Source organism: Pedobacter sp. 22163 (assembly GCF_052045595.1).
In the GTDB taxonomy this organism is placed as follows: Bacteria; Bacteroidota; Bacteroidia; order Sphingobacteriales; family Sphingobacteriaceae; genus Pedobacter.
In genome coordinates, this window is sequence record NZ_JBQEPM010000007.1 from 139,317 (window position 1) to 164,952 (window position 25,636).

At 39.2% G+C, this 25,636-nt stretch carries 20 protein-coding genes; 18 read left to right on the top strand and 2 right to left on the bottom strand.

Going from position 1 to position 25,636, the window contains the following annotated elements; all coding sequences use genetic code 11:
- The first annotated feature begins 8 nt into the window (after positions 1–8).
- From ACTJKN_RS18685 to ACTJKN_RS18695, 3 genes are all read left to right on the top strand, one after another.
- Positions 9–1,763, top strand: coding sequence for a discoidin domain-containing protein (locus ACTJKN_RS18685; RefSeq protein WP_440827255.1), 1,755 nt, complete (start codon positions 9–11; stop codon positions 1,761–1,763).
- Between the two features lie 149 nt (positions 1,764–1,912).
- Entirely contained in the window at positions 1,913–4,210 is a 2,298-nt protein-coding gene (gene bglX, locus ACTJKN_RS18690) for a beta-glucosidase BglX (RefSeq protein ID WP_440827256.1), read from the top strand.
- A 151-nt stretch (positions 4,211–4,361) separates the two neighbouring features.
- Complete coding sequence (locus tag ACTJKN_RS18695) at positions 4,362–5,141, top strand: prolyl oligopeptidase family serine peptidase (protein ID WP_440827257.1); 780 nt, start codon at positions 4,362–4,364, stop codon at positions 5,139–5,141.
- 436 nt (positions 5,142–5,577) lie between these two features.
- Here ACTJKN_RS18695 and ACTJKN_RS18700 read toward each other — a convergent pair whose 3' ends face one another.
- Positions 5,578–6,306, bottom strand: a complete 729-nt coding sequence (locus tag ACTJKN_RS18700; protein WP_088299327.1) for a YebC/PmpR family DNA-binding transcriptional regulator — start codon at positions 6,304–6,306, stop codon at positions 5,578–5,580.
- Positions 6,307–6,380: 74 nt separating this feature from the next.
- Positions 6,381–7,325 (bottom strand): NAD-dependent epimerase/dehydratase family protein, encoded by a 945-nt coding sequence (locus ACTJKN_RS18705; protein WP_057933983.1) that lies wholly within the window; start codon positions 7,323–7,325, stop codon positions 6,381–6,383.
- A 308-nt stretch (positions 7,326–7,633) separates the two neighbouring features.
- Here ACTJKN_RS18705 and ACTJKN_RS18710 point away from each other — a divergent pair, with 308 nt between their 5' ends.
- The 15 genes from ACTJKN_RS18710 to ACTJKN_RS18780 all read left to right on the top strand — a co-directional run bounded on the left by ACTJKN_RS18710 (position 7,634) and on the right by ACTJKN_RS18780 (position 25,202).
- The gene (locus tag ACTJKN_RS18710; protein ID WP_440827258.1) at positions 7,634–8,194 is read left to right on the top strand and encodes a sigma-70 family RNA polymerase sigma factor; all 561 of its coding nucleotides are present in this window, start codon (positions 7,634–7,636) and stop codon (positions 8,192–8,194) included.
- 106 nt (positions 8,195–8,300) lie between these two features.
- Positions 8,301–9,323 (top strand): FecR family protein, encoded by a 1,023-nt coding sequence (locus tag ACTJKN_RS18715; RefSeq protein ID WP_440827259.1) that lies wholly within the window; start codon positions 8,301–8,303, stop codon positions 9,321–9,323.
- Positions 9,324–9,518: 195 nt separating this feature from the next.
- Positions 9,519–12,449 (top strand): TonB-dependent receptor domain-containing protein, encoded by a 2,931-nt coding sequence (locus ACTJKN_RS18720; protein ID WP_440827260.1) that lies wholly within the window; start codon positions 9,519–9,521, stop codon positions 12,447–12,449.
- A 47-nt stretch (positions 12,450–12,496) separates the two neighbouring features.
- Positions 12,497–13,402, top strand: coding sequence for a sugar phosphate isomerase/epimerase family protein (locus tag ACTJKN_RS18725; RefSeq protein ID WP_440827261.1), 906 nt, complete (start codon positions 12,497–12,499; stop codon positions 13,400–13,402).
- 279 nt (positions 13,403–13,681) lie between these two features.
- A complete protein-coding gene (locus ACTJKN_RS18730) occupies positions 13,682–14,266 on the top strand; it encodes a gluconate 2-dehydrogenase subunit 3 family protein (RefSeq protein WP_440827262.1) in 585 nt (194 codons plus the stop codon).
- A gap of 24 nt (positions 14,267–14,290) precedes the next feature.
- Positions 14,291–15,991, top strand: coding sequence for a GMC oxidoreductase (locus tag ACTJKN_RS18735; RefSeq protein ID WP_440827263.1), 1,701 nt, complete (start codon positions 14,291–14,293; stop codon positions 15,989–15,991).
- Positions 15,992–16,171: 180 nt separating this feature from the next.
- Positions 16,172–17,329, top strand: coding sequence for a Gfo/Idh/MocA family protein (locus tag ACTJKN_RS18740; protein ID WP_440827264.1), 1,158 nt, complete (start codon positions 16,172–16,174; stop codon positions 17,327–17,329).
- Between the two features lie 9 nt (positions 17,330–17,338).
- Positions 17,339–18,391, top strand: a complete 1,053-nt coding sequence (locus ACTJKN_RS18745) for a sugar phosphate isomerase/epimerase family protein (protein ID WP_440827265.1) — start codon at positions 17,339–17,341, stop codon at positions 18,389–18,391.
- A 24-nt stretch (positions 18,392–18,415) separates the two neighbouring features.
- Positions 18,416–18,802 (top strand): c-type cytochrome, encoded by a 387-nt coding sequence (locus tag ACTJKN_RS18750; RefSeq protein WP_440827266.1) that lies wholly within the window; start codon positions 18,416–18,418, stop codon positions 18,800–18,802.
- A gap of 31 nt (positions 18,803–18,833) precedes the next feature.
- Positions 18,834–20,291 carry a Gfo/Idh/MocA family protein gene (locus tag ACTJKN_RS18755; protein ID WP_440827267.1) on the top strand — a complete coding sequence of 486 codons (1,458 nt, stop codon included), beginning with the start codon at positions 18,834–18,836 and terminating at the stop codon, positions 20,289–20,291.
- A gap of 174 nt (positions 20,292–20,465) precedes the next feature.
- Entirely contained in the window at positions 20,466–21,146 is a 681-nt protein-coding gene (locus ACTJKN_RS18760) for a 3-keto-disaccharide hydrolase (RefSeq protein WP_440827268.1), read from the top strand.
- A gap of 156 nt (positions 21,147–21,302) precedes the next feature.
- Entirely contained in the window at positions 21,303–22,544 is a 1,242-nt protein-coding gene (locus ACTJKN_RS18765) for a nucleoside permease (protein WP_440827269.1), read from the top strand.
- A gap of 1 nt (position 22,545) precedes the next feature.
- Entirely contained in the window at positions 22,546–23,436 is an 891-nt protein-coding gene (locus tag ACTJKN_RS18770) for a hydroxypyruvate isomerase family protein (RefSeq protein WP_440827270.1), read from the top strand.
- A 10-nt stretch (positions 23,437–23,446) separates the two neighbouring features.
- Complete coding sequence (locus ACTJKN_RS18775) at positions 23,447–24,322, top strand: sugar phosphate isomerase/epimerase family protein (protein ID WP_440827271.1); 876 nt, start codon at positions 23,447–23,449, stop codon at positions 24,320–24,322.
- A gap of 7 nt (positions 24,323–24,329) precedes the next feature.
- Entirely contained in the window at positions 24,330–25,202 is an 873-nt protein-coding gene (locus tag ACTJKN_RS18780) for a sugar phosphate isomerase/epimerase family protein (protein WP_440827272.1), read from the top strand.
- The last annotated feature ends 434 nt before the right edge of the window (positions 25,203–25,636 follow it).

Below are 25,636 nucleotides of genomic sequence, written 5' to 3' on the forward strand. Positions count from 1 at the left end.
TACGAATAATGGCTAAACATTTATTCAAAATATTTTTAATTTTATTGCTGTTATGCGGTACTTATACTGTTTATGCTCAGCAAAAAACATATTGCAACCCAATCAACGTAGATTATGGTTATACACCATTTGAATCGTTTACCGAATGGGGGAAACACCGTGCCACTGCCGATCCGGTAATAGTGAACTACAAGGGAGATTTCTATCTTTTCAGTACGAACCAGTGGGGTTACTGGCATAGCCCGGATATGCTGAACTGGAAATTCCATGAAAGAAAATTTCTCCGCCCATGGAATAAAACAAAAGATGAATTATGTGCTCCTGGCGTAGGTATCGTTGGCGATACAATGGTCGTTTTCGGGAGTACCTATACTAAAAATTTCACATTATGGGGAAGTACCGACCCCAAAGGGAATAAATGGTTTCCGTTGGTGGATTCGCTAGAAATTGGTGGCTGGGATCCGTCATTTTTTACCGATGACGATGGCAAATTTTACATGTATAACGGAAGCAGCAATAACTACCCCATGTATGGCGTAGAATTAGACCGCAAAACTTTTCAACCTAAAGGCACCCGCACACCAATGTACCTGCTTGAAAGCTGGAGATATGGCTGGCAGCGTTTTGGCGAATATATGGACAATACATTTCTTGATCCTTTTGCCGAAGGCGCGTGGATGACCAAACATAATGGCAAATATTACTTTCAATATGGTGCACCGGGAACCGAATTTAGCGGTTATTCTGATGGAGTGGTGGTTGGAACCAAACCTTTATTTTACGATAGCCCTTCTACCCCTCAATCCGATCCCCTGAGTTATAAAGGCGGTGGATTTTCTCGTGGTGCAGGGCATGGCGCAACTTTTCAGGATAACAGCAAAAATTACTGGCATATTTCTACCAGCATTATCTGTGTAAAAAACACCTGGGAGCGCAGAATGGGTATCTGGCCGACAGGTTTTGATAAAGATGATGTAATGTGGACCAATACTGCCTTTGGAGATTATCCGCTCTATTTACCTTCCGAAAGAAAAGAAGGCGGTCCGGCAGGGCCAGGTTGGATGCTCATTAACTATAAAAAACCCGTTACTGTTTCTTCAACTTTAGGAAGCTTTAATGCCAATAATGCTGTTGATGAAAGCATTAAAACTTATTGGAGTGCCAAAACCGCAAACAATGGAGAATGGATCCAAACCGATTTGGGTAGTCTTGCAACCGTTAATGCCATCCAGATTAATTATGCTGATCAGGATGCAGAATTTATTGGTAAACAGACCGGGATTTACCATCAGTATAAAATCCTTTCTTCACTAAATGGTAAAAAATGGACTACCCTGGTTGATAAGAGCCAGAACAAAACCGATGTGCCGCACGATTATATCGAACTGCAGAAACCGGTAAAAACCAGGTTCATCAAAATGGTAAACATCCACATGCCAACCGGAAAATTTGCCATTAGTGGCTTGCGTGTTTTTGGCAATGGAAATGGAGAAAAACCAACAAAGGTTAAAAACCTGATTGTATTGAGAACGGAAAAAGATAAACGCAGCGCCTACATCAAATGGGAGCCTGTTGATAATGCATTTGCCTATAATCTTTACTACGGTACCGCACCAGATAAGCTATACAACTGCATTATGATCCATGATTTTAACGAGTACTGGTTCAAAGCAATGGACAGTCAAAAAGCCTATTATTTTACCATTGAAGCAATAAATGAGAATGGTGTATCTACAAAAACCGAGGTAAAGAAAGTTGATTAATAAAATACATAGTTCACGCTCGTTTGTAACGAGTGTGAAAATAACCAATCGCTTTTAGCGATTAATGTTAAATACGATAAAATCGTAAAGCTATTTAGGCACTCGTTAGAAACGAGCGCAAGCTGATAAAAGAATAAAATACACATATAATGAAGAGAGCGAATATCCTGGTCGGTTTTTTAACCCTGCTTGTACTGAACGGATCAGCACAAACCAAAAAACCTGTTTCGGCAGCAGATGCAAAGATGAATACCTTCATCAGCAACCTCATGGCGAAAATGACAGTTGATGAAAAAATTGGTCAATTGAACCTGCCAAGTTCTGGCGATATCACCACGGGACAAGCTAATAGCAGCGACATTTCTAAAAAAATCAGAGATGGACAAGTTGGTGGATTATTCAACATCAAAGGAGTAGATAAGATAAAAGCAGTTCAAAAGATTGCAGTAGAAAACAGTCGAATGAAAATTCCTTTACTTTTCGGAATGGATGTGATCCACGGTTATAATACTGTGTTCCCAATTCCATTAGGAATGAGTTGCGTTTGGGACATGAATGCCGTACAAAAATCGGCAAGGGTTGCAGCGATAGAAGCCAGTGCAAGTGGAATTAACTGGACCTTCTCTCCTATGGTTGATATTTCTAGAGACCCACGCTGGGGCCGCATTTCCGAAGGAAGTGGCGAAGATGCTTATTTAGGTTCACAGATTGCCGCAGCCATGGTGAAAGGTTATCAAGGTAAACTTCAGGCCAATAATGAAATTTTAGCCTGCGTAAAACATTATGCACTTTATGGTGCTGCTGAGGCCGGTAGAGATTATAATACCACCGATATGAGCAAAGTGCGTATGTATAATGAATATTTCCCCCCATATAAAGCCGCTGTTGATGCAGGAGCAGCCAGTATTATGGCCTCTTTTAACGAAGTTGATGGTATCCCTGCAACCGGAAGCAAATGGTTAATGACCGATGTTTTGCGCAACCAGTGGGGCTTTAAAGGTTTTGTGGTAACTGATTATACGGGTATCCCTGAAATGATTGCACACGGTATGGGCGATTTACAAACTGTTTCTGCCCTGGCTTTAAATGCTGGCATTGATATGGATATGGTGGGCGAAGGCTTTTTAGGTACTTTAAAAAAATCATTGGCAGAGAAAAAAGTTGGCATGACACAAATAGACAGGGCATGCCGATTAGTGCTTCAGGCAAAATACAAATTGGGTTTATTTGCTGATCCTTATAAATTCTGTAATGCAGAAAGAGCAGAAAAAGAGGTTTTTAGTCCAGCTAACCGTCAGGTTGCACGCGAAATCGCAGCTGAAAGCTTTGTGTTACTGAAAAATAACAATAATGTACTTCCATTAAAAAAATCAGGTACTATTGGCTTAATCGGTCCATTGGCAGATAATACGGCCAACATGTACGGAACCTGGAGCGTTGCTGCCCTTTTTGATAAATCGGTAACGGTACTTCAAGGTTTAAAAAATGTTTTGGGTGATAAAGCGAAAATTTTAACTGCACGTGGCGCTAATTTTTTAGCAGATTCTGCTATGGAGCACCGTTATGTAAACATTCACAATCCTACTTACAAACGCGATCCACGAACCGAAGCAGAAATGATCAAGGAAGCACTAGAAGTTGCTAAAAAATCAGACGTTATTGTGGCTACCATTGGCGAAGGTTCTGAATTTACAGGCGAAAGCAGCAGTGTAACCGATATCCAGATTCCTGAAACGCAAAAAAACCTGTTAAAAGCATTGGCTAAAACCGGTAAACCAGTGGTATTAGTATTATTTACTGGCAGACCATTGGCATTAAACTGGGAGCAGGAAAATATTCCGTCAATTTTAAATGTTTGGTTCCCGGGTAGTGAAGCTGGAAATGCAATTGCCGATGTACTTTTTGGCGATGTTAATCCTTCGGGTAAACTGAGTGCAACTTTCCCTCAAAATGTAGGTCAGGTGCCTTTGTATTATGCACATAAAAATACCGGTAGACCGTTGGCGGAGGGTAAATGGTTCGAAAAATTCCGCTCTAACTATTTAGATGTAAGCAACGATCCTTTATATCCATTTGGTTTTGGCTTAAGTTATACTACATTCAGCTATGGCGATGTTAAGTTGAGTTCAAATACCTTAACTAAAGGAAAATCGATCACCACATCGGTTACGCTAAGCAATACGGGCAAATATGATGGCAAAGAGGTTGTTCAATTGTACATTCAAGATCTTGTTGGAAGCATTACCCGCCCCGTTAAAGAGCTAAAAGGTTTCCAAAAAATTAATTTAAAAGCGGGAGAAAGTAAAACCGTCACTTTCAACATTTCCGAAAATGATCTTAAGTTTTACAATGCTGATCTAAAATTTGTAGCAGAGCCTGGCGATTTTAAAGTATTTATCGGAACAAACTCACGCGATGTAAAAGAGGCATCTTTTATACTGAAATAAAGACAATTAGGTTTGGTTATGAACCCTGTGCTATTGTAAAGTAGCCAGGGTTTTCTATTTTTGTTAAATGAAATCATCATAATTTATAAAAACACAGCTTGAAATAACAAATCATGATAGCTTCATCAACTTTAAAAATAATATAAAACGGATGAAAAAGATTTTTTTTACCATCTGCATTCTTTTTTCTGTACTCTTTTTAAACGCTCAAGACTTAAAAAAATACGACAAGGGAAGCTATATCAAAGGAAAGGACTCTATTTACTACAGAATCCTGTTTCCCGAGAATTTTAATCCCGACCAAAAATATCCGATCATATTTTTTCTGCATGGAAGTGGAGAAAGAGGTAGCGATAATGCCAGTCAACTGGTACACGGTGGAAAATTGTTTTTAAAAAACGATGTACGCAAAAATTTCCCTGCGATTATTGTTTTCCCTCAGTGCCCATCTAACGATTTTTGGGCAAATGCGAATTTTGAGAAAGATGTCAAAGGTAAAAGGAGAATCAGTTTTGTGGAGGGTGGCAAACCAACCAAAATTATGCATGCGCTACAAGGCATGGTTAAAAACTTCCTTAATAAACCTTATATAAACAAAGAGCAGGTGTATGTGGGCGGTTTATCAATGGGGGCAATGGGTACTTATGAATTGTTAAGAAGAGAACGCCGCAAATTTGCCGCTGCCATTGCCATCTGTGGAGGCGATAATACCAACAACATTAAAAAATATCAAAAAATACCGCTTTGGATTTTCCATGGTGCAAAAGATGATGTTGTTGATCCGGCTTTTTCGATTGCCATCGCCGAACGTTTGAAAACGGTTGGTGATGAGGTGAAGTTCACGCTGTATCCAAATGCCAACCACAATAGCTGGGACAGCGCCTTTGCAGAGCCAGAACTGTTAACCTGGCTATTTTCACATAAGAAATAGTAGAACGATCCATCATACTGAACTTGTTTCATTATCTATCTGGGCAAGACCCTAAAATAAATCCAGGGTGACGATCAGAGGTAAAAGAATTAGAAAAGAAGGGTTCGGTATCTTATCGGTTCCGAAAGTCCTGCCATCCGCTTTACTCACCACGATTGAAAACCTCTGAAACAAGCAAGCACACAATAGAACAATAAAAACAGTGCTTAAATCGGAGTTCGTGCCCGCTGCTGTCAGGTTTAATTTACCGTGGTTGACCTAAGTAACCTAGACCCGACAAAATGGAAAGCCCGGATCCCGATTCTTCATCGGGAGAGGACTTGAAATGATGGCGGGACTGATGTAACCGGAACACACTGGTATTGCTCTTCAAAAAAACCACAAAAAAAGCCTGAAGAAAAAAATCTTCAAGCTCTTGTAAAATATCTAATTGATATTATTCCGCCATATTATGGTAAACCGCCTGCACATCATCATCTTCCTCTAACTTATCGATCAATTTCAAAACGTCAGCAGCTTGTTCTTCTGTAACCTCATGGTGAGACAAAGCAATACGCTCTAGTTTTGAGCTCTTTAACTCAATTCCTTTTTCTTCTAAAGCTTTTTGTAAAGAGCCAAAGTTTTCGAAAGCACCTTGAGCAACAGCGATATCGTTGCCTTCTTCATCAGCCTCTACGTACAATTCCTCCAAACCAGCATCAATTAGTTCAAACTCTAACTCTTCTAAGTCTAAACCTTCAGCCGGTACAAAACGGAAAACAGATTTGCGGCTAAAAACGAAATCTAACGATCCGGTTTTACCCAAAGAACCATCGGTTTTGTTAAAATAACTACGAACATTTGCTACGGTACGGTTGGTATTATCAGTAGCCGTTTCAATTAAAACTGCAACACCGTGCGGTGCATAACCTTCATATACAATTTCCTCGTAATTGGCCATCGATTTATCAGATGCACGCTTAATAGCAGCCTCTACCCTATCTTTTGGCATGTTTACAGCTTTCGCATTTTGCATAGCCGTACGTAAGCGCGAGTTGGTTTCCGGATGAGGTCCGGATTCCTTAACTGCCATTACAATATCTTTACCAATACGCGTAAACTGAACTGCCATTTTGGCCCAACGCTTAAATTTTCTCTCTTTTCTAAATTCGAATGCTCTTCCCATTTTTCGAGTATTGAGATATAAGATTTAAGATAGGAGACCTTATGCCTTCAACCTTTCAACCCTCTACCTTTATATTATTTTTTTAAATTATTCAACATATCAATTGTCAGTTTCGATAAATCGAACTCTGGTTTCCATCCCCAATCTTTTGCAGCATAGTTATCGTCGATAGAACGTGGCCAGCTATTTGCAATTTGCTGACGGGGATCGTTAGCGGCGTAAGATAATGTAAAATCTGGAATATGTTTTCTGATTTCGGCCGCTAAAACCTCAGGTGTAAAACTTACCCCACCAAAATTATAACTGCTACGCACCGAGATCTGATCTGCCGGTGCATCCATCAGCTCAATGGTTCCACGGATGGCATCGTCCATATACATCATTGGCAACTCCGTTTCTGCATTTAAGAAACTCTGGTAACTGCCTTTTTTCAAAGCGTCGTGAAAAATGTGGATCGCATAATCTGTTGTGCCACCACCCGGGGCAGCTTTCCAGCTGATTAATCCTGGATAACGGATACTCCTCACATCTAATCCGTACTTTTGGTTGTAATATTCGCACCAGCGCTCCCCTGCCAGTTTACTAATTCCATAAACTGTATTCGGATCCATTACACAATATTGCGAGGTATTATCTTTTGGCGAATTCGGACCAAATACAGCGATTGAACTTGGCCAATACACCTTTGCAGTTTTATATTCTAAAGCTAAATCTAAAACATTCAGCAAGCCGTTCATATTTAAATCCCAGGCTAATTTTGGATTCTGCTCACCTGTAGCCGATAATAAAGCTGCTAAAAGGTAAACCTGTGTTGGTTTGTATTTATGAAAAATACCATTGATCATTTCCTTATCCAGCACATTCACAAATTCAAACGGTGCAGAGTTTTTGATGTCGTAATCTGGCCTGCGAATATCGCATGCAACCACATGATCATCACCATATATTTTACGTAACATGGTTACCAACTCGGTACCAATTTGCCCGTTAGAGCCTAAAACAACAATTTTTTCTTGCATAATTTTTTTGAGATTGAGCAAAGGTAAAAAAATGGGATAAAAGGCGATAAAATATTTATACTTAGTGTAGAATAGTGGTTAATTGTTTAAACTGGTTAACTGTAAACCGCAAACTGTTAACCGGATTGTTTAATTGTTGCATTGCTAACTGCAAATTGCCAACTGAAAACTGTTAACTGGAAACTGTTAACTGATATCCTAGGTATTAGAACCTTTCAACGACGAAACAATACAACAATCAAACTTGATTATATTTCAACATTAATTTTATTACATTTACTACACTTACCTGCATAACCAAATAACAAATGACTCACGCTGAGCCTGAAAAGTCTAATGATTTACTCGATCGCTTAAAAATGGGCGATAAGCAGGCTTACGAAAAAATATATTTCACCTATAGTAATGAGCTTTTATTGGCAGCCTACAAAAAAACAGGCGATAAGGTAATTGCTGAAGAGCTGGTGCAGAATATCTTTATCTCCCTTTGGGAGAAGCGGCAGGAAGCAGTGATCAATAACCTACAGGCTTATTTGTTCGGTGCCTTGAAGTTAAGTGTAATCAACCACATCAGGAGCCTCGTTATGGAAAATAAGTACATGGAGTACCAAATCCTAACCTATTCAGAAGACCATCAGGATACCACTAACCTGGTCGATCTGCACGATCTATCTTCCATCATTGAAGAAGGCATCAACTCTCTTCCGGAAAAAACCCAGGAAGTTTTCAGGCTGAGCCGATACCAGCACCAATCTACTAAAGATATTTCTGCTGGTTTAAATATTTCCGAAAAAGCTGTAGAATACCATATTACCCGCTCAATTAAAAGAATTAAAGAATATATTAAAAATTTCTACATCTTTTTATAGCTGACTATCAAGCAATTGAAAATTATTTCAGCTTTTTCATCTCCTATCTTTAGGGGTTCGCACTCATTGCGTTACTTGTATAGTATAGAGCCAAATATTCTTTCTTATGGACCAGAAATCATTTTACGATTTACTAAGCCGTTACGAAAACGGAAATTGTACCGAAGCCGAAAAGCTTTGGGTAGATAAATGGTATCATAATTTAAATAGCAGGAATTTTAAAGATTTATCGTCAACTGCACTCGAAGAAATGCAGGCCAATACCTGGCTAAACATCAATAATATTGAGCGCAAACCAGCACAAGCATTAAAGGTTAAAAGGCTTTGGCCAAAATTTGCAATCGCAGCAGCTATATTGGTTGCCTTTTTTATCGGGGGATTATACCTAACCAACTACAACCATGCTGAACAATCATTTATTGATGAAAACAGCGGTTTAGGCTTAATCAGCAAAACCAATGATACTGATCGTTCCATTATTATAGCGCTTAGCGATAAAAGCACGGTAACACTTAAACCGCAGGCAAATATTATTTATCCAAAGATTTTTGCTGCCAACAAAAGAATGGTCTATTTAAAAGGAACAGCTTTCTTCTCGGTAAGCAAAAACCCTAAGCGGCCTTTTTATGTATACAATCAGAAACTGGTTATTCGGGTTTTGGGTACCAGCTTTTGGGTAAAATCATCAACAGATAAACTTCCCGCTCAAGTTGCCGTAAGGACTGGAAAAGTTCAGGTAGAAGAAAATCAAAAAAATTCTGTATTTACTTTCTCTAAAGAAAAACTGGCGAAACCAATTCTGCTTACGCCAAATCAAAAAGGTGTTTTTTCCGACCACAAATTAAATAAAACATTGGTAAGCAAGCCTATTCCATTGGCCGAAGCTTATAACGTACCCACAAGCCTGAGCTACAATTTTAAGGAAGAAAGCATCAAAGAAATTTTCAAAACCTTATCTGAAGCTTATGGGATAGAGATAAAATCGGATAACGAGCAGATTTCGACCTATACTTTTACCGGAGATTTAAGCAAAAAGGGGCTATATGAGCAGCTCGACCTGATCTGTGGAACCATATCAAGCAAATATTACATACAGGGAACCAGCATTGTGGTTTCCAATAAAAACTAACCAAATATATAAACATGATGAAGAAGAAGCACAACACCAACAGCCCATAACCGCGGCTCCATTTTCCATAATATTTTTCTAAAAAACAAAGCCGACAATGTGGGGCATTGCCGGCGAGTTAAATACATTAGAAATGTATTCATGGTATTTCTATGTCCAATAAATCCAATCATTTAATGAACAATAACCAAATTTATGAAAAAAAATCAACTTATTTCGCTGGCGATATATGCAATGAGAGTTTCGATTTACCAAATACTTGCAATAATAATTTTTACTTGTGGCGCTTTTGCCAAAAATGTCGACGCACAAGATTTTCTGAACAAATCAATTTCGATTAAAGCTGATCAAACAGATATTAAAACCATTATAGAAAAAACAGAACACTTAACCAATGTTAAATTTGTTTACAGCCCACAATTAATAAACTCCAGCCGTAAAGTTTCTATTAATGTGGTTAACCAAAAACTTAAATACTTTCTTGAGAATTCGCTAAAACGTTATGACGTGGGATATAGGATAGTTAAAGATCAGATTCTGCTCTATTCTATTCCCGCCAATAACAACCTCGAACTGCTAAAAGCCTTTGAAGGCATTGTTACAGGAAAAGTAACCGACAGTAAAGGAAATGCCATTCCCGGGGTATCGGTTACCGTTAAAGGAAAATCAATCGGGACCACAACCGACGAAAATGGTGCTTTTGCGCTAAAGGGTTTAACTGTTGATAGCCGTGTAATCGTTGTGAGATACGTAGGTTTCATTTCCAAAGAAGTAAATCTATCACCAGGTAATGCCGACGAAAACCTGAGTATCAGCCTGTCGGAAGATAACCTACAGCTGGAAAGTGTGATGGTAACCGGCGGTAATCCAAAGAAAAAGCTAGAAAGCAGTGTGGCCTTAACCTCGGTGAGCAATAAAGATATCACTAACAGAGCACCATTAAACAGTACCGATTTATTGAAAGCCATACCAGGTTTAACGGTAGAAAGTACGGGTGGCGACGGACCGGGAAACGTTTGGGTAAGGGGCTTTCCGCAGCAGGGCGGATATATTTTTCTGGGCATACAGGAAGATGGGTTACCGCTTTTACCAACGGGTTTTAACACCAACCCATCTGTTGATCAATATTATAAAACAGATTTAACCATTCAGAATATCGAAGCAGTTAGAGGTGGCAATGCCTCAATTATTCAAGCCAATACGCCAGGTGCTGTAGTAAACAACATCAGTTACGTGGGCGCCGATAAACAATATGGCCAATTTAAATTTACTACAGGTTTTTCGCAAGGTTTGTACCGTTTTGATGGGAATACCGGAGGCAAAATAAACGACCGGATTAAATACAATATCGGTGGTTTTTACCGTACCGATAACGGCGTGGTAGATCAAGGTTTTAACCCGGCCAACCAGGGCGGACAGATTAAAGGCAACATGACTTTTAATTTTAAAAACAACAAGGGCTTTTTCAGGGTGTATGGGAAATACCTGAATGATAAAGTTCAGTTCTTACTAACGAGTTATTACCCTTATGATGCTACCGGAAAGCCAACCACTTACCGCGATTATAACATGGCTTCACAATCGATTCTACCTGTTCAAACCGAATGGAATTATAACGATCCTACAACCGGAAGCCGTAATTTTAGTTTAACAGATGGTATCCATACCAAATTGGGCTCAGCTGGTTTCCAGTTCAATTATCTAACCGATAGTGGCTGGCAGATTGTAAACAATTTCCGCTATCAAAATACCCATACAAACTCAACCTATACCGTTCCAGCTGGAATTACAGCCAGAACAATGGCTATACCTTACTATTACCCAGGAGGCGCCGTTGCACCGTTTGTAACGGGCGATTATGTAATTACATCAAACGCACAGGGACAAATTAACAGTGACGTTCAAATTGTTGATTATCTGGATCTGAAAAAGACCATTAAAAATCATAGCTTAAATATCGGTGCAGGTATTCACCAATACAATCGCGATGATTTACGCTATGCATTTAGGTCTTTTACAGAATTTAAAGAGCACCCAAGCATTATTTTGCAATCGCCAACAGCAGCAGAAAGAACCATCCAAACCAAAAACACCTTTATTGGCGATACCAGAACATTATCAGCTTATGCAGGCGATGAGATTAAAATATCCGAAAAATGGCGTTTAGATATTGGAGCCAGAATTGATAACCAGAATGTTAAGGGGGATAGACCTTATTATGCACTTAATGCAAATGGCACAGTAAATATTGCAGCAGCAGCAACTCCAACCATATTGGGTTATACCAGCTATGATGAAACATTAACCAACTGGGCAGCATCAATAGGTGCAAATTATAAGATAAGCACTACAGCAAGTATGTTTGCGCGGGCTACAAAAGCCTATAACGCACCAAATATAGGCGATTATAATGCTTCAGGATATAATGGTGCAAACATTAAAAAACGCCCGGTTTATTTAGGCGAAGTAGGTTTTAAATATGCCAAAAACAATCTGGCCATTTTTGCATCAGGAAGTTATTCTGCCATTAAAAATGTTTCATTAACGATTAATGTACCTACTGCCGCAGCTGGCACACAGGCTTTGGTGGCCTTTGGCTCTACACGCACATGGAGTGCCGAGTATGAAGTTTCTTACAAAATATTCAAACCGCTGAGCTTGCGCTTAACCGGAACACTGCAAGATTCTAAATACACCGATTACGAAGCAAATACAAGTGGAAATGCCGCTGTAGCTGCCGAGTTTGGCGACCGTGTATATAGTTTTACTGGCAAAAGAACCGAAAGGGTACCTGTATTGAATACAGAGCTAGGTGCCAACTATGATTACAAAAACTTTAACCTGTATGTGGCAGCTAATTATGTTGGCAGTCGCTTTACCTCACCTAGCGGCAGTTATGAACTCCCATCCTATGTGGTAATGAAAGCTGGTGCAGGATATAATTTTACTAAAAAGATTTCAATAAGATTTTGGGCAGACAACTTGTTAAATGCAAAAGTGCTGACAGAGGGTGATGTTCGGGGAGATCAGTTCAGAGATTTCTCAACCATAACCCCTGGCACATTAATGATTGGCAGAACATTACTTCAACGTACCTTCTGGGGATCATTAGCTTATTCATTCTAACAAATAAAACCGGAGTTTACGCTCCGGTTTTTTAATTCTAAAACATCATGACAACAAGAAGATCATTTTTACAAAAGGTAAGCTTTGCTAGCGCAGCAGCTTTTTTAAGTCCATCATTAATTACAACAGCTTTAGCAGGGTCTGCTAAAGTTTCAAAAATAGGAATCGGACTTTTCACTTTAAGAGAGCAGTTAACTGCAGATGTAAAAGCCACAATAGAACAGGTAGCTAAAATCGGTTATAGCCAGGTAGAAACCTATTATGGTTATCCTGGCAAATACGAAGTGAAAGGTTTTTGGGGTTTGGAAGCAAAAGACTTTAATGCCTTATTAAAAGCAAATGGCCTCACTTCTCCCAGCGGACATTATAACCTAACCGAGTTTTTATCCTCAGGCGATGATAAAGTGCTAAAATCGCACATCGAAACCGCAGCCACCGTTGGCCAGAAATATTTCGTTATCCCAGCTTTGCCTACTAATATCAGGGCTAATGGGACATTAGATGATTACAAGCGCATGGCCTCAAAATTTAACCAGGCGGCTGAGCTTTGCCAAAAGTCTGGATTGAAATTAGCTTACCACAACCATAACTTCGAATTTAAAGATCAGGGCAATGGGGCTACAGGCTACGAAATCCTGCTCACTGAAACCGATGCCAAACTGGTCGGTTTTGAACTCGATATCTTTTGGGCGGTAAATGCAGGTTTAAACCCTGTTGATATGTTCAAGAAAAATCCAGGTCGTTATAAAATGTTCCATGTTAAGGATATGGATAAAACAGACAAAGCAGTTTTCGTGGAAGTGGGTTCTGGCAGGATAGATTTCAAGGGCATTTTTGCTGCTTCTAAATTGGCTGGAGTAGATTATATTTTTACAGAACAGGACATCATCAGGAAAGCACCTTATGAGAGTATAGCCGAAAGCTATGATTACATCAAAAAAAATCTACTTTAAGCATATTTTATCCTTAAAAAATCCGTGTTTTTAGATTTATTAGTAAATAATATGCTTATCTATACTAAATGTACTTTTTACACCAAGTATAATCGATGTAAAAACGTTGTTTAAAGCACACTAAGGCGTCAAAAAATCATTTATTTAGAACAATTCTATTCGGTAACAATCACATTGCACACCGATAATTTAACTTAAAAAAGTTATTCTTTCCGTTATATTTTTTCTAATATTACTAATTCAACACATAAGTAACCAATATATAAAATCATAAATACGATGCACAGAAGAGAAGCACTCAAAAACGTTGCATTTTTGCTGGGAGGAGCAATCTCGGCAAGCACAATGGGCGTTTTATTTGAAAGTTTTACGCTACCGGAAAACGAAAAGAACTTTGTCCTCTATTCTCTGGAGGACGAAAAAATTTTCGCCGAATTCGCTGATATTATTGTTCCGACTACCAAAACATCTGCTGGCGCCAAGGCTGCAGGTTTAGGGAAATTTATTCCCATGATGATGAAAGATTGTTACCCTGCCACTATGCAAACCTCATTTGCGCAAGGTTTTAAAGATCTTCAGGCTAAATCAATGAAAGATTTTGGAAAAAGTTATATCACCTTAACACCAGCCGATCGTAAAAAACTAATGATCGATTTAAGGGCAATCGCACTTGCCCAAAAAGCGAGCAAATCAGAAGAGAATAAAGATTTAGCTTACTTTTTTATTACCGCAAGAGATTTAACCCTACTTGGTTATTATTCTTCAGAAATTGGTTGTACCAAAGCACGCGAATATGTGCTTATTCCAGGCCGGTATAATGGCAATGTGCCATTAAAACCAGGTCAAAAATCTTGGGCAACCTAATTTCTAAAACAACAACAAAACATCATGAATTTAAATACAAATTTAAAAGCAGAAAATACTTACGATGCTATTGTTATAGGATCGGGAATTAGCGGCGGCTGGGCTGCCAAAGAACTTACAGAAAAGGGTTTACGCGTGTTGATGCTCGAAAGAGGAATGAACATTGAGCACATTACCGGTTACGAAACGGCAATGAAAAACCCATGGGATTTTAAACATGCCGGAAAACTTACGGAAGAGCAAAAACGTACTCACCCGGTACAAAAAAGAGATTATCCTTACCAGGAAGCAAATGAAAAATGGTGGGTAAACGATTTAGAATGCCCATATACGGAAGATAAACGTTTCGATTGGTACCGTGGTTTCCACGTTGGTGGAAAATCGCTAATGTGGGGCCGCCAAAGTTACCGTTTTAGCGATCATAACTTTGAGGATAACAAAAAAGATGGTCATGGAAATGACTGGCCAATTCGGTACGCCGACCTTTCTCCTTGGTACGATTATGCAGAACGATTTGCCGGCATCAGTGGTTCAAAAGAAAATTGGCCAACTTGTCCGGATGGTGAGTTTCTACCCCCAATGGATTTAAACATTGTAGAAAAATCGGTAAAAGCCCGCGTTGAAGAACATTATAAAAAAGAACGCATTATCATGATTGGCCGTGTTGCCAATCTTACTGTTCCGCACAAAGGCCGCGGCAATTGCCAGTACAGAAACTTATGTAGCCGAGGCTGTCCGTTCGGTGCTTATTTCAGTACGCAGTCTTCTACCCTTCCGGCAGCGATGGCAACAAAAAGGTTAACGGTTAGACCATATTCTATCGTAAATCATATCATTTACGATAAAGACACCAAAAAAGCAAAAGGTGTAATGGTAATCGATGCAGAAACCAACAAAACGATGGAATTTTATGCTAAAATTGTTTTTGTAAACGGTTCTACCCTAGGTTCAACTTTCGTTTTATTAAACTCAACTTCTGAAGCCCATCCAAATGGATTGGGTAATGGAAGTGGTCAGTTAGGGCACAATTTAATGGATCACCATTTCCGTTGCGGAGCATCTGGAGAGGCCGAAGGCTTTGATGACAAATACACTTATGGGCGTCGTGCAAACGGAATCTATGTACCTAGGTATCAGAATATCGGCAACGATAAACGAGATTATCTGCGTGGTTTCGGTTATCAGGGTGGTGCAAGCAGATCAAATTGGCAAGATGATGTTGCTGAATTGTCTTTCGGAGCAGATTTAAAACAAAAAATGACCACTCCAGGCAAATGGTCTATGGGCTTGGGCGGTTTCGGAGAGATGTTACCTTATTACGAAAACAAGGTATACATCGATAAAACCAAAAAAGACAAATGGGGACAACCCGTACTGGCTATCGATTGCGAGTACAAAGAGAACGAGAAAAAAATGCGTGTGGATATGATGAATGATGCCGCCGAAATGTTAGAAAAGGCTGGCATGAAAAACATCAAAACATTCGATAATGGCTGTTATCCGGGTATGGCTATCCATGAGCAAGGAACGGCTAGAATGGGTAATGATCCGAAAACTTCTGTACTCAATAAGTGGAACCAGATGCACGAAGTGAATAATGTTTTCGTAACTGATGGATCTTGTATGCCATCAATCGCGTGCCAAAACCCGTCGTTAACATTTATGGCTTTAACTGCCCGTGCATGCGATTACGCCGTAAAAGAATTAAAGAAAAAGAACATCTAAAAAGAGGTTAAAGGCATAAGGTTAAAGGTGTAGGGTTTAATCGCCCTAAAACTTGAACCTTATGTCATACACCAATAAGATATAGAAAAACAACATCTAGACAGGTTAAAGGCATTAAGTATTTAAGGTATAAGGGAAATCGCCCTAACCTTAAACCTTAAACCCCTCACCTTTATAAACATGAAAAGAAAATTAAGAATGGGCATGATAGGCGGTGGAAAAGACGCTTTTATCGGTGCCGTACACCGTTTGGCGGCCAATATGGATGGCCTTATTGAATTATCTGCCGGAGCTCTAAGTGTAAATCCTGAAATTGGATACGAATCTGGAAAACTACTTTTTCTTCCGGATAACAGAATCTACACCAATTACGAAGAAATGCTGACGAAGGAAAGTGAATTGCCAGCAAATGAAAGAATTGACTTTGTAACCATCGTTACTCCAAACTTTGCCCACTTTGCTCCTGCAATGCTTGCTTTGGAAAAGGGTTTTAACGTAGTGATTGAAAAACCAATGACTTTAACTTTGGAAGAAGCAAAACAGCTAAAAGCTAAAGTAGACGAAACTGGCTTAACGCTATGCTTAACGCACACTTACTCTGGTTATCCAATGGTTAAACAGGCCAAACAAATGGTTAGCGAAGGTGCTTTAGGCGCAATCAGAAAAATCATGGTCGAATATCCTCAAGGCTGGTTAAGCACCTTATCAGAACGCGAAGGAAATGCACAGGCAGCCTGGCGCACTGATCCATCTAAAACCGGAAAAAGCGGGAGCATGGGCGATATCGGTACACATGCCGCTCATTTGGCAGAGTATATTTCTGGTTTAAAAATTACTAAAATCTGTGCTGATTTAAGTATTGTTGTTCCAGGAAGAGCTATTGATGATGATGGAAACGTATTGTTAAAATTCGATAATGGTGCCAATGGTGTTCTTGTAGCATCACAAATTGCTGCCGGAGAAGAAAATGCATTGAAGATCAAAATATATGGCGAAAAAGGCGGTATGGAATGGCACCAGATGGAGCCGAACACCTTAATTGTGAAATGGTTAAATGCCCCTGCTCAAATTTACAGAACTGGCAACGGTTATATGGGCAGTTTTGCACAGCACAATACACGCACTCCTGGTGGTCACCCAGAAGGCTACTTAGAAGCATTTGCAAATATTTATAAAAACTTTGCATTAACAGTAAACGCGAAGTTGAATAACGAGCAACCTACTGCTGAAATGTTGGACTTTCCAGGTACTGAAGATGGAATTAGAGGAATGGCATTTATCGAAAACGTAGTGGCTTCTAGCCAATCGGACCAAAAGTGGTTAGATTATAAATTATAACGATCAAGCATGACAACTATAAAAGGACCAGCAGTATTTTTAGCACAATTTATCAGCGATGAAGCCCCATTTAACTCACTAGACAGTATTTGTGAATGGGCAGCAGGTTTAGGTTTTAAAGGTATTCAGATGCCAACCTTAGATACAAGATTTATCGATCTTCAAAAAGCTGCCGAAAGCAAAACCTATGCAGATGAACTGAAAGGAAAAATCGCTTCTTATGGCTTAGAAATTACTGAACTTTCTACACACTTACAAGGTCAATTGGTTGCGGTACACCCAGCTTATGATGATCTTTTTGATGCCTTTGCACCAAAAGAAGTACACAAAAATCCAAAAGCAAGAACAGAATGGGCGGTACAGCAAATGAAATATGCAGCTAAAGCCTCTCAAAACTTGGGTTTAAATGCGCATGCCACATTTAGTGGTTCATTATTGTGGCAATATTTCCATCCCTGGCCACAACGTCCGGCAGGATTGGTTGAAGAAGGTTTTGCAGAACTGGCAAAACGCTGGACACCAATTTTAAACGAATTCGACCAATGTGGCGTTGATGTTTGCTACGAAATACATCCGGGTGAAGATTTATTTGATGGCGAAACCTATGAAATGTTCCTCGCTGCGGTAAATAATCATCCTCGGGCATGCTTATTGTATGATCCATCACACTTTGTGTTGCAACAATTGGATTACATTCAGTACATCGATTTTTACCACGAACGCATAAAAGCCTTCCACGTAAAAGATGCAGAATTTAACCCTACAGGCAAACAAGGCACTTTTGGTGGATACCAGAGTTGGGCAAACCGGGCTGGTCGTTATCGCTCGCCAGGTGATGGTCAGGTTGATTTTAAAACCATTTTTAGTAAATTGGCGCAATATGATTTTAAAGGTTGGGCCGTTATGGAATGGGAATGCTGTATCAAAAACCAGCAAGATGGTGCCCGCGAAGGTGCAGAATTTATTAAAAAGAACATCATTAACGTAACCGATAAAGCATTTGACGATTTTGCAGCATCGGGTAGTGATAGCGCCTTCAATAAAAGAATATTAGGATTATAAGATTAACAAACACAACACACACACATGAAAAAAACATTTTTAATTTTAGGCGCTGTAGTCATTTTTATGGCGTCTTTTTCAAAAGCTGATTTATCGAGAGAGAAAACTGTGGTTGCGACAGCAACATTAACTAATCATGCTGCTTTGCAGTCAAATCCAGGTGAAAAACTGATCAACAAATCAGACTGCTTGGGTTGCCATAACAAGACCAACAAAATTATTGGCCCTGCATACGTAGAAATTGCAAAAAAATATCCGGCTACCGAGAAAAACATCAACATGTTAGCCGATAAGATTATTAAAGGTGGAACAGGGGTTTGGGGCAATATGCCGATGACTGCGCACGCTACCCTTAAAAAAGATGATGCAAAATTAATGGTAAAGTATATCTTATCTTTAAAGAAAAAATAATCGACCTCAGTTAGCAAATCGATTTACTTATATGAAAACAGAGCAAGAAAATAAAAACACGAGTAACCGCCGTGATTTTATTAAGACCACAGCTATTGCCGCTGCTGCGTTTATGATCGTACCCCGCCATGTTTTAGGCGGACCAGGTTATTTGGCACCAAGCGATCGTTTATTGGTTGCAGGTATTGGTGTTGGCGGAAAGGGCCAAAGCGATTTAAGCATGTTTTACAAAAGCGGAAAAGCTGACATTGCTTTTTTATGTGATGTAGACGATCGCCGTGCAGCAAATAGTGTTAAAGCTTTCCCTAAGGCGAAATACTATAAAGACTGGCGCCAAATGTTAGATAAGGAACATAAACATTTTGATGCTGTCTCTGTTTCTACTCCTGATCACAATCATGCTATCCAGGCTTTAGCAGCTATGCAATTGGGCAAACACGTTTATGTGCAGAAACCTTTAACACATGATATTTATGAGGCACGCATTCTAACCGCTGCCGCAAAAAAATATAAAGTGGTAACCCAAATGGGAAATCAAGGTGCATCAAACGATGGTCCGCGCCAAATGAAAGAATGGTACGAAGCTGGTTTAATTGGCGATGTACATACAGTTTACGCATGGACTGATAGACCGGTTTGGCCACAAGGCATTCCCTGGCCAAGCAAAAAAGCAGAAATTCCTAAAGAATTAGATTGGAATTTATGGTTAGGAACAGCCCCTGAAAAGGACTTTGTAGATAAATTAGTTCCATTTAACTGGCGTGGCTGGTGGGATTATGGTACTGGCGCCTTGGGCGATATGGGCTGTCACTTAATCGAAGCTCCATTTAGCGTATTAAACTTAAAATATGCAAAAGAAGTTCAGGCCAGTGTAGGTTCTGTTTATGTAGATGAATTTAAACGTGGCTATTTCCCTGAAAGCTGCCCTCCATCAAGCCACGTTACCTTAAAATTCCCTAAAACGGAGAAAACGCTGGGTGATGTTACTCTACACTGGATGGACGGTGGCATCCAACCGGAACGTCCTGAAGAATTAGAAGCAGATGAAACTTTTGGCGATGGCGGTAATGGCACCCTGTTTATTGGAACTAAAGGCAAAATGATGTCTGAAACGTATAGCGCAAACCCGAAATTATTGCCTTTAAGCAAAAACAAAGACATTAAGGTGGCACCAAAATACGCTCGTGTGCCAGACGGCGCAAACGGGCACTATAAACAATGGGTTGAAGCTGCAATTGCGGGTTATGGCAAGCAAGAAGTAAGTTCGCCTTTCGAAATTGCAGGTCCATTAACGGAAGCTTTACTGATGGCAAATCTGGCAATCAGAAGCTTCGATATCAAAAAAACGGTAAATGATAAAACTACTTATCCGGGCAGGTACACAAAAATGCTTTGGGATAACGACAATATGAAAGTTACCAATTTTGACGAAGCGAACCAGTTTGTAAAACGCGAATACCGCAAAGGCTGGAATAATTTAACACTTTAATTAATAAGTACATTCGTCATTGCCAGGCACGAAGTCAACCGAACGCAGAGAATTCATGAATACCTATAAAAAACATAAGTAAAAATGAATAATCCTACAACTTGCAAAAGGTCAACATATCTTTTCGTTAACGTTAAGATTGCTTCATACCTTCTATGACAACAAATAAAAAAAATGAAAAAAATCTTTCTTTCTGCTTGCATCTTGTTAAGCTTAACACAAATATCAAAGGCTCAAAAGGGCTTTAAGCCACTTTTTGACGGTAAAACAACAACTGGCTGGCATACTTACAACAAAACTGCGGTTGGTAGTGCCTGGCAGGTTCAGGATGGTGCCCTTCATTTAGATTTAGCGACCAAAGGTAAAGACGGTGGCGGCGATTTGGTTACTGATAAGGAATACGGCGATTTCCATTTAAAATATGAATGGAAAGTGGCTCCAAAAGCAAATAGTGGTTTAATTTTTTATGTTCATGAAGAACCTAAATACCATGCTACCTATTCTACTGGTTTAGAAATGCAGGTTATTGATAATGATGGTCATCCAGATGGAAAAATCACTAAACACCGTGCCGGCGATTTATACGATCTGGTAAAAAGTTCATCAGAGCCAGTTAAAGCTGTTGGCGAATGGAATAAAGCAGAAATCATCAGTAAAAAGGGCAAACTAACGCTAATTTTAAACGGTGTTGAAGTAGTGAAAACCAGCCTTTGGGATGATAACTGGAAAAAGATTGTTGCGGGCAGCAAATTTGCAACATGGGAAAATTGGGGCACCTTTAAAACAGGCAAAATTGCCTTACAAGATCACGGAGATGAGGTTTGGTACAAAAACATCTCTATTAAAGAACTATAATTGAGGTTTAAGGCGTAAGGTAGAAGCTAAAGGTTTCTTTTCTTTCGCTTAAACCAGACATTTGAGTTAGAAAGAGGGAAAACATAACGTTTATCCGCTTTCGCATTAACCCTATACCTTTAACCTAATACCTTAATACAACCTTATATAAGCCAAATGAATAGCACTACTCGCTTTAAACTCTCAGCCATGATGTTCCTTGAATTTTTTATCTGGGGCGCCTGGTTTGTAACACTTGGAACTTTCTTAGGAAACAACCTTAAAGCCACGGGTTCAGAAACCGGAGCTGTATTTTCAACCCAATCTTGGGGCGCTATCATTGCGCCTTTTATTGTAGGCTTAATTGCCGACAGATATTTTAATGCTGAGCGCATTTTAGGTGTGCTGCACATTGTCGGGGCATTATTGATGTACCAAATGTATAATGCTACAGATGTAAGCATATTTTATCCTTACGTATTGGGCTACATGATTCTTTTTATGCCAACACTGGCTTTGGTAAACTCAGTTTCTTTCAATCAAATGAAAGATCCCGAGAAAGAGTTTTCATCAATCCGCATCTGGGGTACATTGGGCTGGATTGCTGCAGGTTTATTAATCAGTTATTTCTTCCATTGGGATTCAAAAGAAGGTACAGAAGCTGGCTTATTGAAAAATACTTTCTTAATGGCTGGTATAGTATCTTTAGCTTTGGGTTTATTCAGTTTTACCTTACCAAAAACCCCACCTAAAGTATCTTCAGACGAAAAAATTACCGTTTCTGATGTATTAGGTCTCGATGCTTTAAAACTTTTGAAAGACAGAAACTTCTTAATTTTCTTTATTTCATCTATTTTGATCTGTATCCCTCTGGCTTTTTACTATCAAAATGCAAATCCATTCCTTTCCAATATCGGTATGGATAACCCCACGGGAAAAATGACTATTGGTCAGGCTTCAGAAGTAATTTTCTTATTATTTATCCCAATATTCTTTAAAAGATTCGGTTTTAAAATGACCATCTTGGTGGGCATGCTGGCTTGGGCAGTACGTTATGCATTATTTGCTTACGGCAATGCAGGCGAATTGAGTTTTATGCTGATTTTGGGAATTGCATTACACGGTGTTTGCTACGATTTCTTTTTCGTTTCAGGACAGATTTATACCAATTCTAAAGCAGGCGAGCGTTTTAAAAGCTCAGCCCAAGGCTTAATTACCTTAGCTACTTACGGCGTAGGCATGTTAATTGGATTTGCCGTAGCAGGTAAAATTTCTGATGCCTACAAAGCAGCAGATGGTGTGATGGACTGGAAAATGATCTGGATTATCCCAGCAGGAATTGCATTAGTGGTATTTTTATTATTTGCATTGGTTTTCAACGATAAATCCAAAGCTGAAATAGATCCTAAAACTGTTTAATATGGCCTCGAACGTAAATAGAAGAAATGCTTTAAAGAACATCATCGCAGGAACTGCTGCGATTGGTGTTTCTTCGGGATTTTCAGCATTAGCAATGGATAAATCAGAATCAGATCAGCCACTAAGGCTAAAAGGAAATATTAATCATGCCGTTTGCCGTTGGTGTTTTAGCGGTTTAGATGTAGAAACGCTTTGTGTTGAAGCTAAAAAAATCGGCATTAAAGGCATTGATTTGGTTGGACCAAAAGATTGGCCGACTTTAAAGAAACATGGCTTAGAATCGACCATGTGCAATGGTGCGGAGATTAATTTAGTGGATGGTTTTAACGATGAAAAATTTCACGAAAAGTTAATTCAAAACTACACCACAATGATCCCACTTGTTGCCGAAGCAGGCTACAAAAACCTAATCTGTTTCAGTGGAAACCGCCGTGGTAAAGATGACGAAACAGGCTGGAACAATTGCGTTAAAGGGTTGAAGCAATTAATCCCATTGGCCGAAAAACACAATGTAGTGTTGGTAATGGAGTTATTAAACAGCAAAATTAACCATAAAGATTATCAATGCGATAGAACTTCCTGGGGAGCTGAACTTTGCAAACGTTTAGGATCTGAAAACTTCAAATTGTTATACGATATCTACCATATGCAGATTGACGAGGGCGATGTAATCAGAAACATCCGAGATAATCATCAATACATAGCCCACTATCACACCGCTGGTGTTCCGGGCAGAAATGAAATTGATGATACGCAGGAGCTATATTATCCTGCAATAATGAAAGCCATTGCCGAAACTGGCTTTAAAGGTTTCGTTGCACAAGAATTTATACCTAAAAATGCAGATAAAATAGCCTCGCTAAAAAAGGCAGTTTCCATTTGCGACATCTAAAAATACACCTATGTTATCAAGAAGAAGTTTTATTTTAAACAGTAGTATGGCTGCAGCTGCAGCACTTTTGGTTCCATCATTTGCTTGTGTGGCTTCCGATAAAAAATCTGTTGGTCTGCAGTTATATTCTTTAAGAGATGAACTTCCGAAAGATGTAAAAGGAACCATAGCTAAAGTGGCAAAAGCAGGCTTTAAAGAAGTTGAAACCTATGGTTTCTCTATAAAGGATCAATTTTGGGGTTTAACACCAGCCGAATTCAAAAAATTGCTTGATGATAACGGATTAACTGCACCAAGCGGTCACTACGGTTTAGGCAGCTATTTAACCGATGGAAACACTGAAGAGTTAAAAGCAGCAATTGCTGCTGCCAAAGTGCTTGGAAGCGAATACGTAACCATTCCCTGGTTAGATGAAAGTATCAGAAAAAGTGCCGACGACTATAAAAAAATTGCGGTTAAAATTAACGAAGCCGGAAAATTGGCAAAAGAAGCTGGTATCAGGTTAGCTTACCACAACCACAATTTCGAATTTGACAAACAAGGTGATACCACTGGTTACGAAATCCTGCTAAAAGGAACCGATAAAAACCTTGTTGATTTTGAGCTTGATTTATATTGGGTAGTTCGTTCAGGAAACGATCCGATCAAACTATTTAAAGAAAATCCAGGCCGTTTTACCATGTGGCATGTGAAAGATATGGATAAAGCAAATCCAGCGTTAAATGCTGAAGTGGGAACTGGTTCTATCAATTTCAAACCTATTTTTGCTGATGCCAAACTTTCAGGCATGAAACACTTCTTTGTAGAGCACGAAACCAATTACAAGCCAAACGCAATGGAATCTGTTGCAGCAAGCTGTGCATACATTAAAAAAGAAATTATTTAAATTTTAAATGATGAATTCAAGAAGAACTTTCTTAAAACAGGCAGGATTAGCCGCAGGAGCGGCATTATTAATCCCGTCGTTTGCCTTTGATAAAGCAAGTAAAAATGTTGGTTTGCAATTGTACTCTTTACGTAATGAACTGCCAAAGGATGTAAAAGGCATTATCGAAAAGGTAGCACAGGCCGGATATAAAGAAGTAGAAACCTATGGTTTTTCTAATGGAAAATTCTGGGGTTTAACACCCAAGGAATTTAAAGCCTTGTTAAATGCGAATGGTTTAAAAGCACCAAGTGGCCATTACCATATGGATGATTTTGTAAAAACCGGAAAAACAGACAGATTAAAGGCCGATATCGAATCTTCAGCAGCAATTGGAGGTAAATACTTTACCATCGCTGGTGCACACGTAGATATGAGCAAAGGAGTAGATGGCTTTAAGAAAACCGCCGATGATTTTAATAAAGTTGCCGAAATTGCAAAAGCATCTGGTTTAAAATTCGCCTACCACAACCACGATTTCGAATTTAAAAAATTAGGTGATACCACTGGTTACGATGTTTACTTAAGCGAAACCGATAAAAATCTGGTTAATTTCGAATTGGATCTGTACTGGGTGGTACGCTCAGGTAACGATCCCTTAGCTTTGTTTAAAAAATATCCAGGCCGTTTCCCTATGTGGCACGTTAAAGATATGGACAAAGCCAAACCTGAATGGAATACCGAAGTAGGTAAAGGTTCTATTGATTTTAAAAGCATTTTTGCTCAGGCAAAACTTTCGGGTATGCAACATTTTTTTGTAGAGCACGAAACCAATTACCAACCTGATCCAGTTGGTTCAATCAAAACAAGCTGTGGTTATATCAAAGCCAATTTGATTTAAAATTTATCCAACCTCGCAGGTTTCGAAAACCTGCGAGGTTTTCTGCGCTTATCGTCATCTCGACTAAAGCATAGCGAAATGGAGAGATCTATCTCCAAAACAGCAAACCTTCAATTCTTCAACAATATATTTTAGGTTAGAACTGCTGATCTGAGTTATCTAAACCTGATAGTAACGAAAAGCCCGTAACGCAGTGGAGGCTTGAAGTGGATAGCAGGACTTTCGGAACCGATATAAACAGTAACCTGCTTTCTAAACAAAAACATCAAGCAATTCGCTAACGGAGTGTTTAATAGGTTGTCGTTTACAAACGATAAAATCGTATAGCTATTAATGCACTCGTTAGGAAACGAGCGCAAACGGGATTAAGAACTCCGAGCCCTTCCTAAATCGAATTATGTCTGATCTTTTTAACCGTATTTTCTATTGAAAAA

Bases quoted from the DNA above. Each gene is read 5' to 3' on its own strand.
- ACTJKN_RS18685 (WP_440827255.1), top strand. From the start codon at position 9: ATGGCTAAACATTTATTCAAAATATTTTTAATTTTATTGCTGTTATGC.
- bglX (WP_440827256.1), top strand. From the start codon at position 1,913: ATGAAGAGAGCGAATATCCTGGTCGGTTTTTTAACCCTGCTTGTACTG.
- ACTJKN_RS18695 (WP_440827257.1), top strand. From the start codon at position 4,362: ATGAAAAAGATTTTTTTTACCATCTGCATTCTTTTTTCTGTACTCTTT.
- ACTJKN_RS18700 (WP_088299327.1), bottom strand. From the start codon at position 6,306: ATGGGAAGAGCATTCGAATTTAGAAAAGAGAGAAAATTTAAGCGTTGG.
- ACTJKN_RS18705 (WP_057933983.1), bottom strand. From the start codon at position 7,325: ATGCAAGAAAAAATTGTTGTTTTAGGCTCTAACGGGCAAATTGGTACC.
- ACTJKN_RS18710 (WP_440827258.1), top strand. From the start codon at position 7,634: ATGACTCACGCTGAGCCTGAAAAGTCTAATGATTTACTCGATCGCTTA.
- ACTJKN_RS18715 (WP_440827259.1), top strand. From the start codon at position 8,301: ATGGACCAGAAATCATTTTACGATTTACTAAGCCGTTACGAAAACGGA.
- ACTJKN_RS18720 (WP_440827260.1), top strand. From the start codon at position 9,519: ATGAAAAAAAATCAACTTATTTCGCTGGCGATATATGCAATGAGAGTT.
- ACTJKN_RS18725 (WP_440827261.1), top strand. From the start codon at position 12,497: ATGACAACAAGAAGATCATTTTTACAAAAGGTAAGCTTTGCTAGCGCA.
- ACTJKN_RS18730 (WP_440827262.1), top strand. From the start codon at position 13,682: ATGCACAGAAGAGAAGCACTCAAAAACGTTGCATTTTTGCTGGGAGGA.
- ACTJKN_RS18735 (WP_440827263.1), top strand. From the start codon at position 14,291: ATGAATTTAAATACAAATTTAAAAGCAGAAAATACTTACGATGCTATT.
- ACTJKN_RS18740 (WP_440827264.1), top strand. From the start codon at position 16,172: ATGAAAAGAAAATTAAGAATGGGCATGATAGGCGGTGGAAAAGACGCT.
- ACTJKN_RS18745 (WP_440827265.1), top strand. From the start codon at position 17,339: ATGACAACTATAAAAGGACCAGCAGTATTTTTAGCACAATTTATCAGC.
- ACTJKN_RS18750 (WP_440827266.1), top strand. From the start codon at position 18,416: ATGAAAAAAACATTTTTAATTTTAGGCGCTGTAGTCATTTTTATGGCG.
- ACTJKN_RS18755 (WP_440827267.1), top strand. From the start codon at position 18,834: ATGAAAACAGAGCAAGAAAATAAAAACACGAGTAACCGCCGTGATTTT.
- ACTJKN_RS18760 (WP_440827268.1), top strand. From the start codon at position 20,466: ATGAAAAAAATCTTTCTTTCTGCTTGCATCTTGTTAAGCTTAACACAA.
- ACTJKN_RS18765 (WP_440827269.1), top strand. From the start codon at position 21,303: ATGAATAGCACTACTCGCTTTAAACTCTCAGCCATGATGTTCCTTGAA.
- ACTJKN_RS18770 (WP_440827270.1), top strand. From the start codon at position 22,546: ATGGCCTCGAACGTAAATAGAAGAAATGCTTTAAAGAACATCATCGCA.
- ACTJKN_RS18775 (WP_440827271.1), top strand. From the start codon at position 23,447: ATGTTATCAAGAAGAAGTTTTATTTTAAACAGTAGTATGGCTGCAGCT.
- ACTJKN_RS18780 (WP_440827272.1), top strand. From the start codon at position 24,330: ATGATGAATTCAAGAAGAACTTTCTTAAAACAGGCAGGATTAGCCGCA.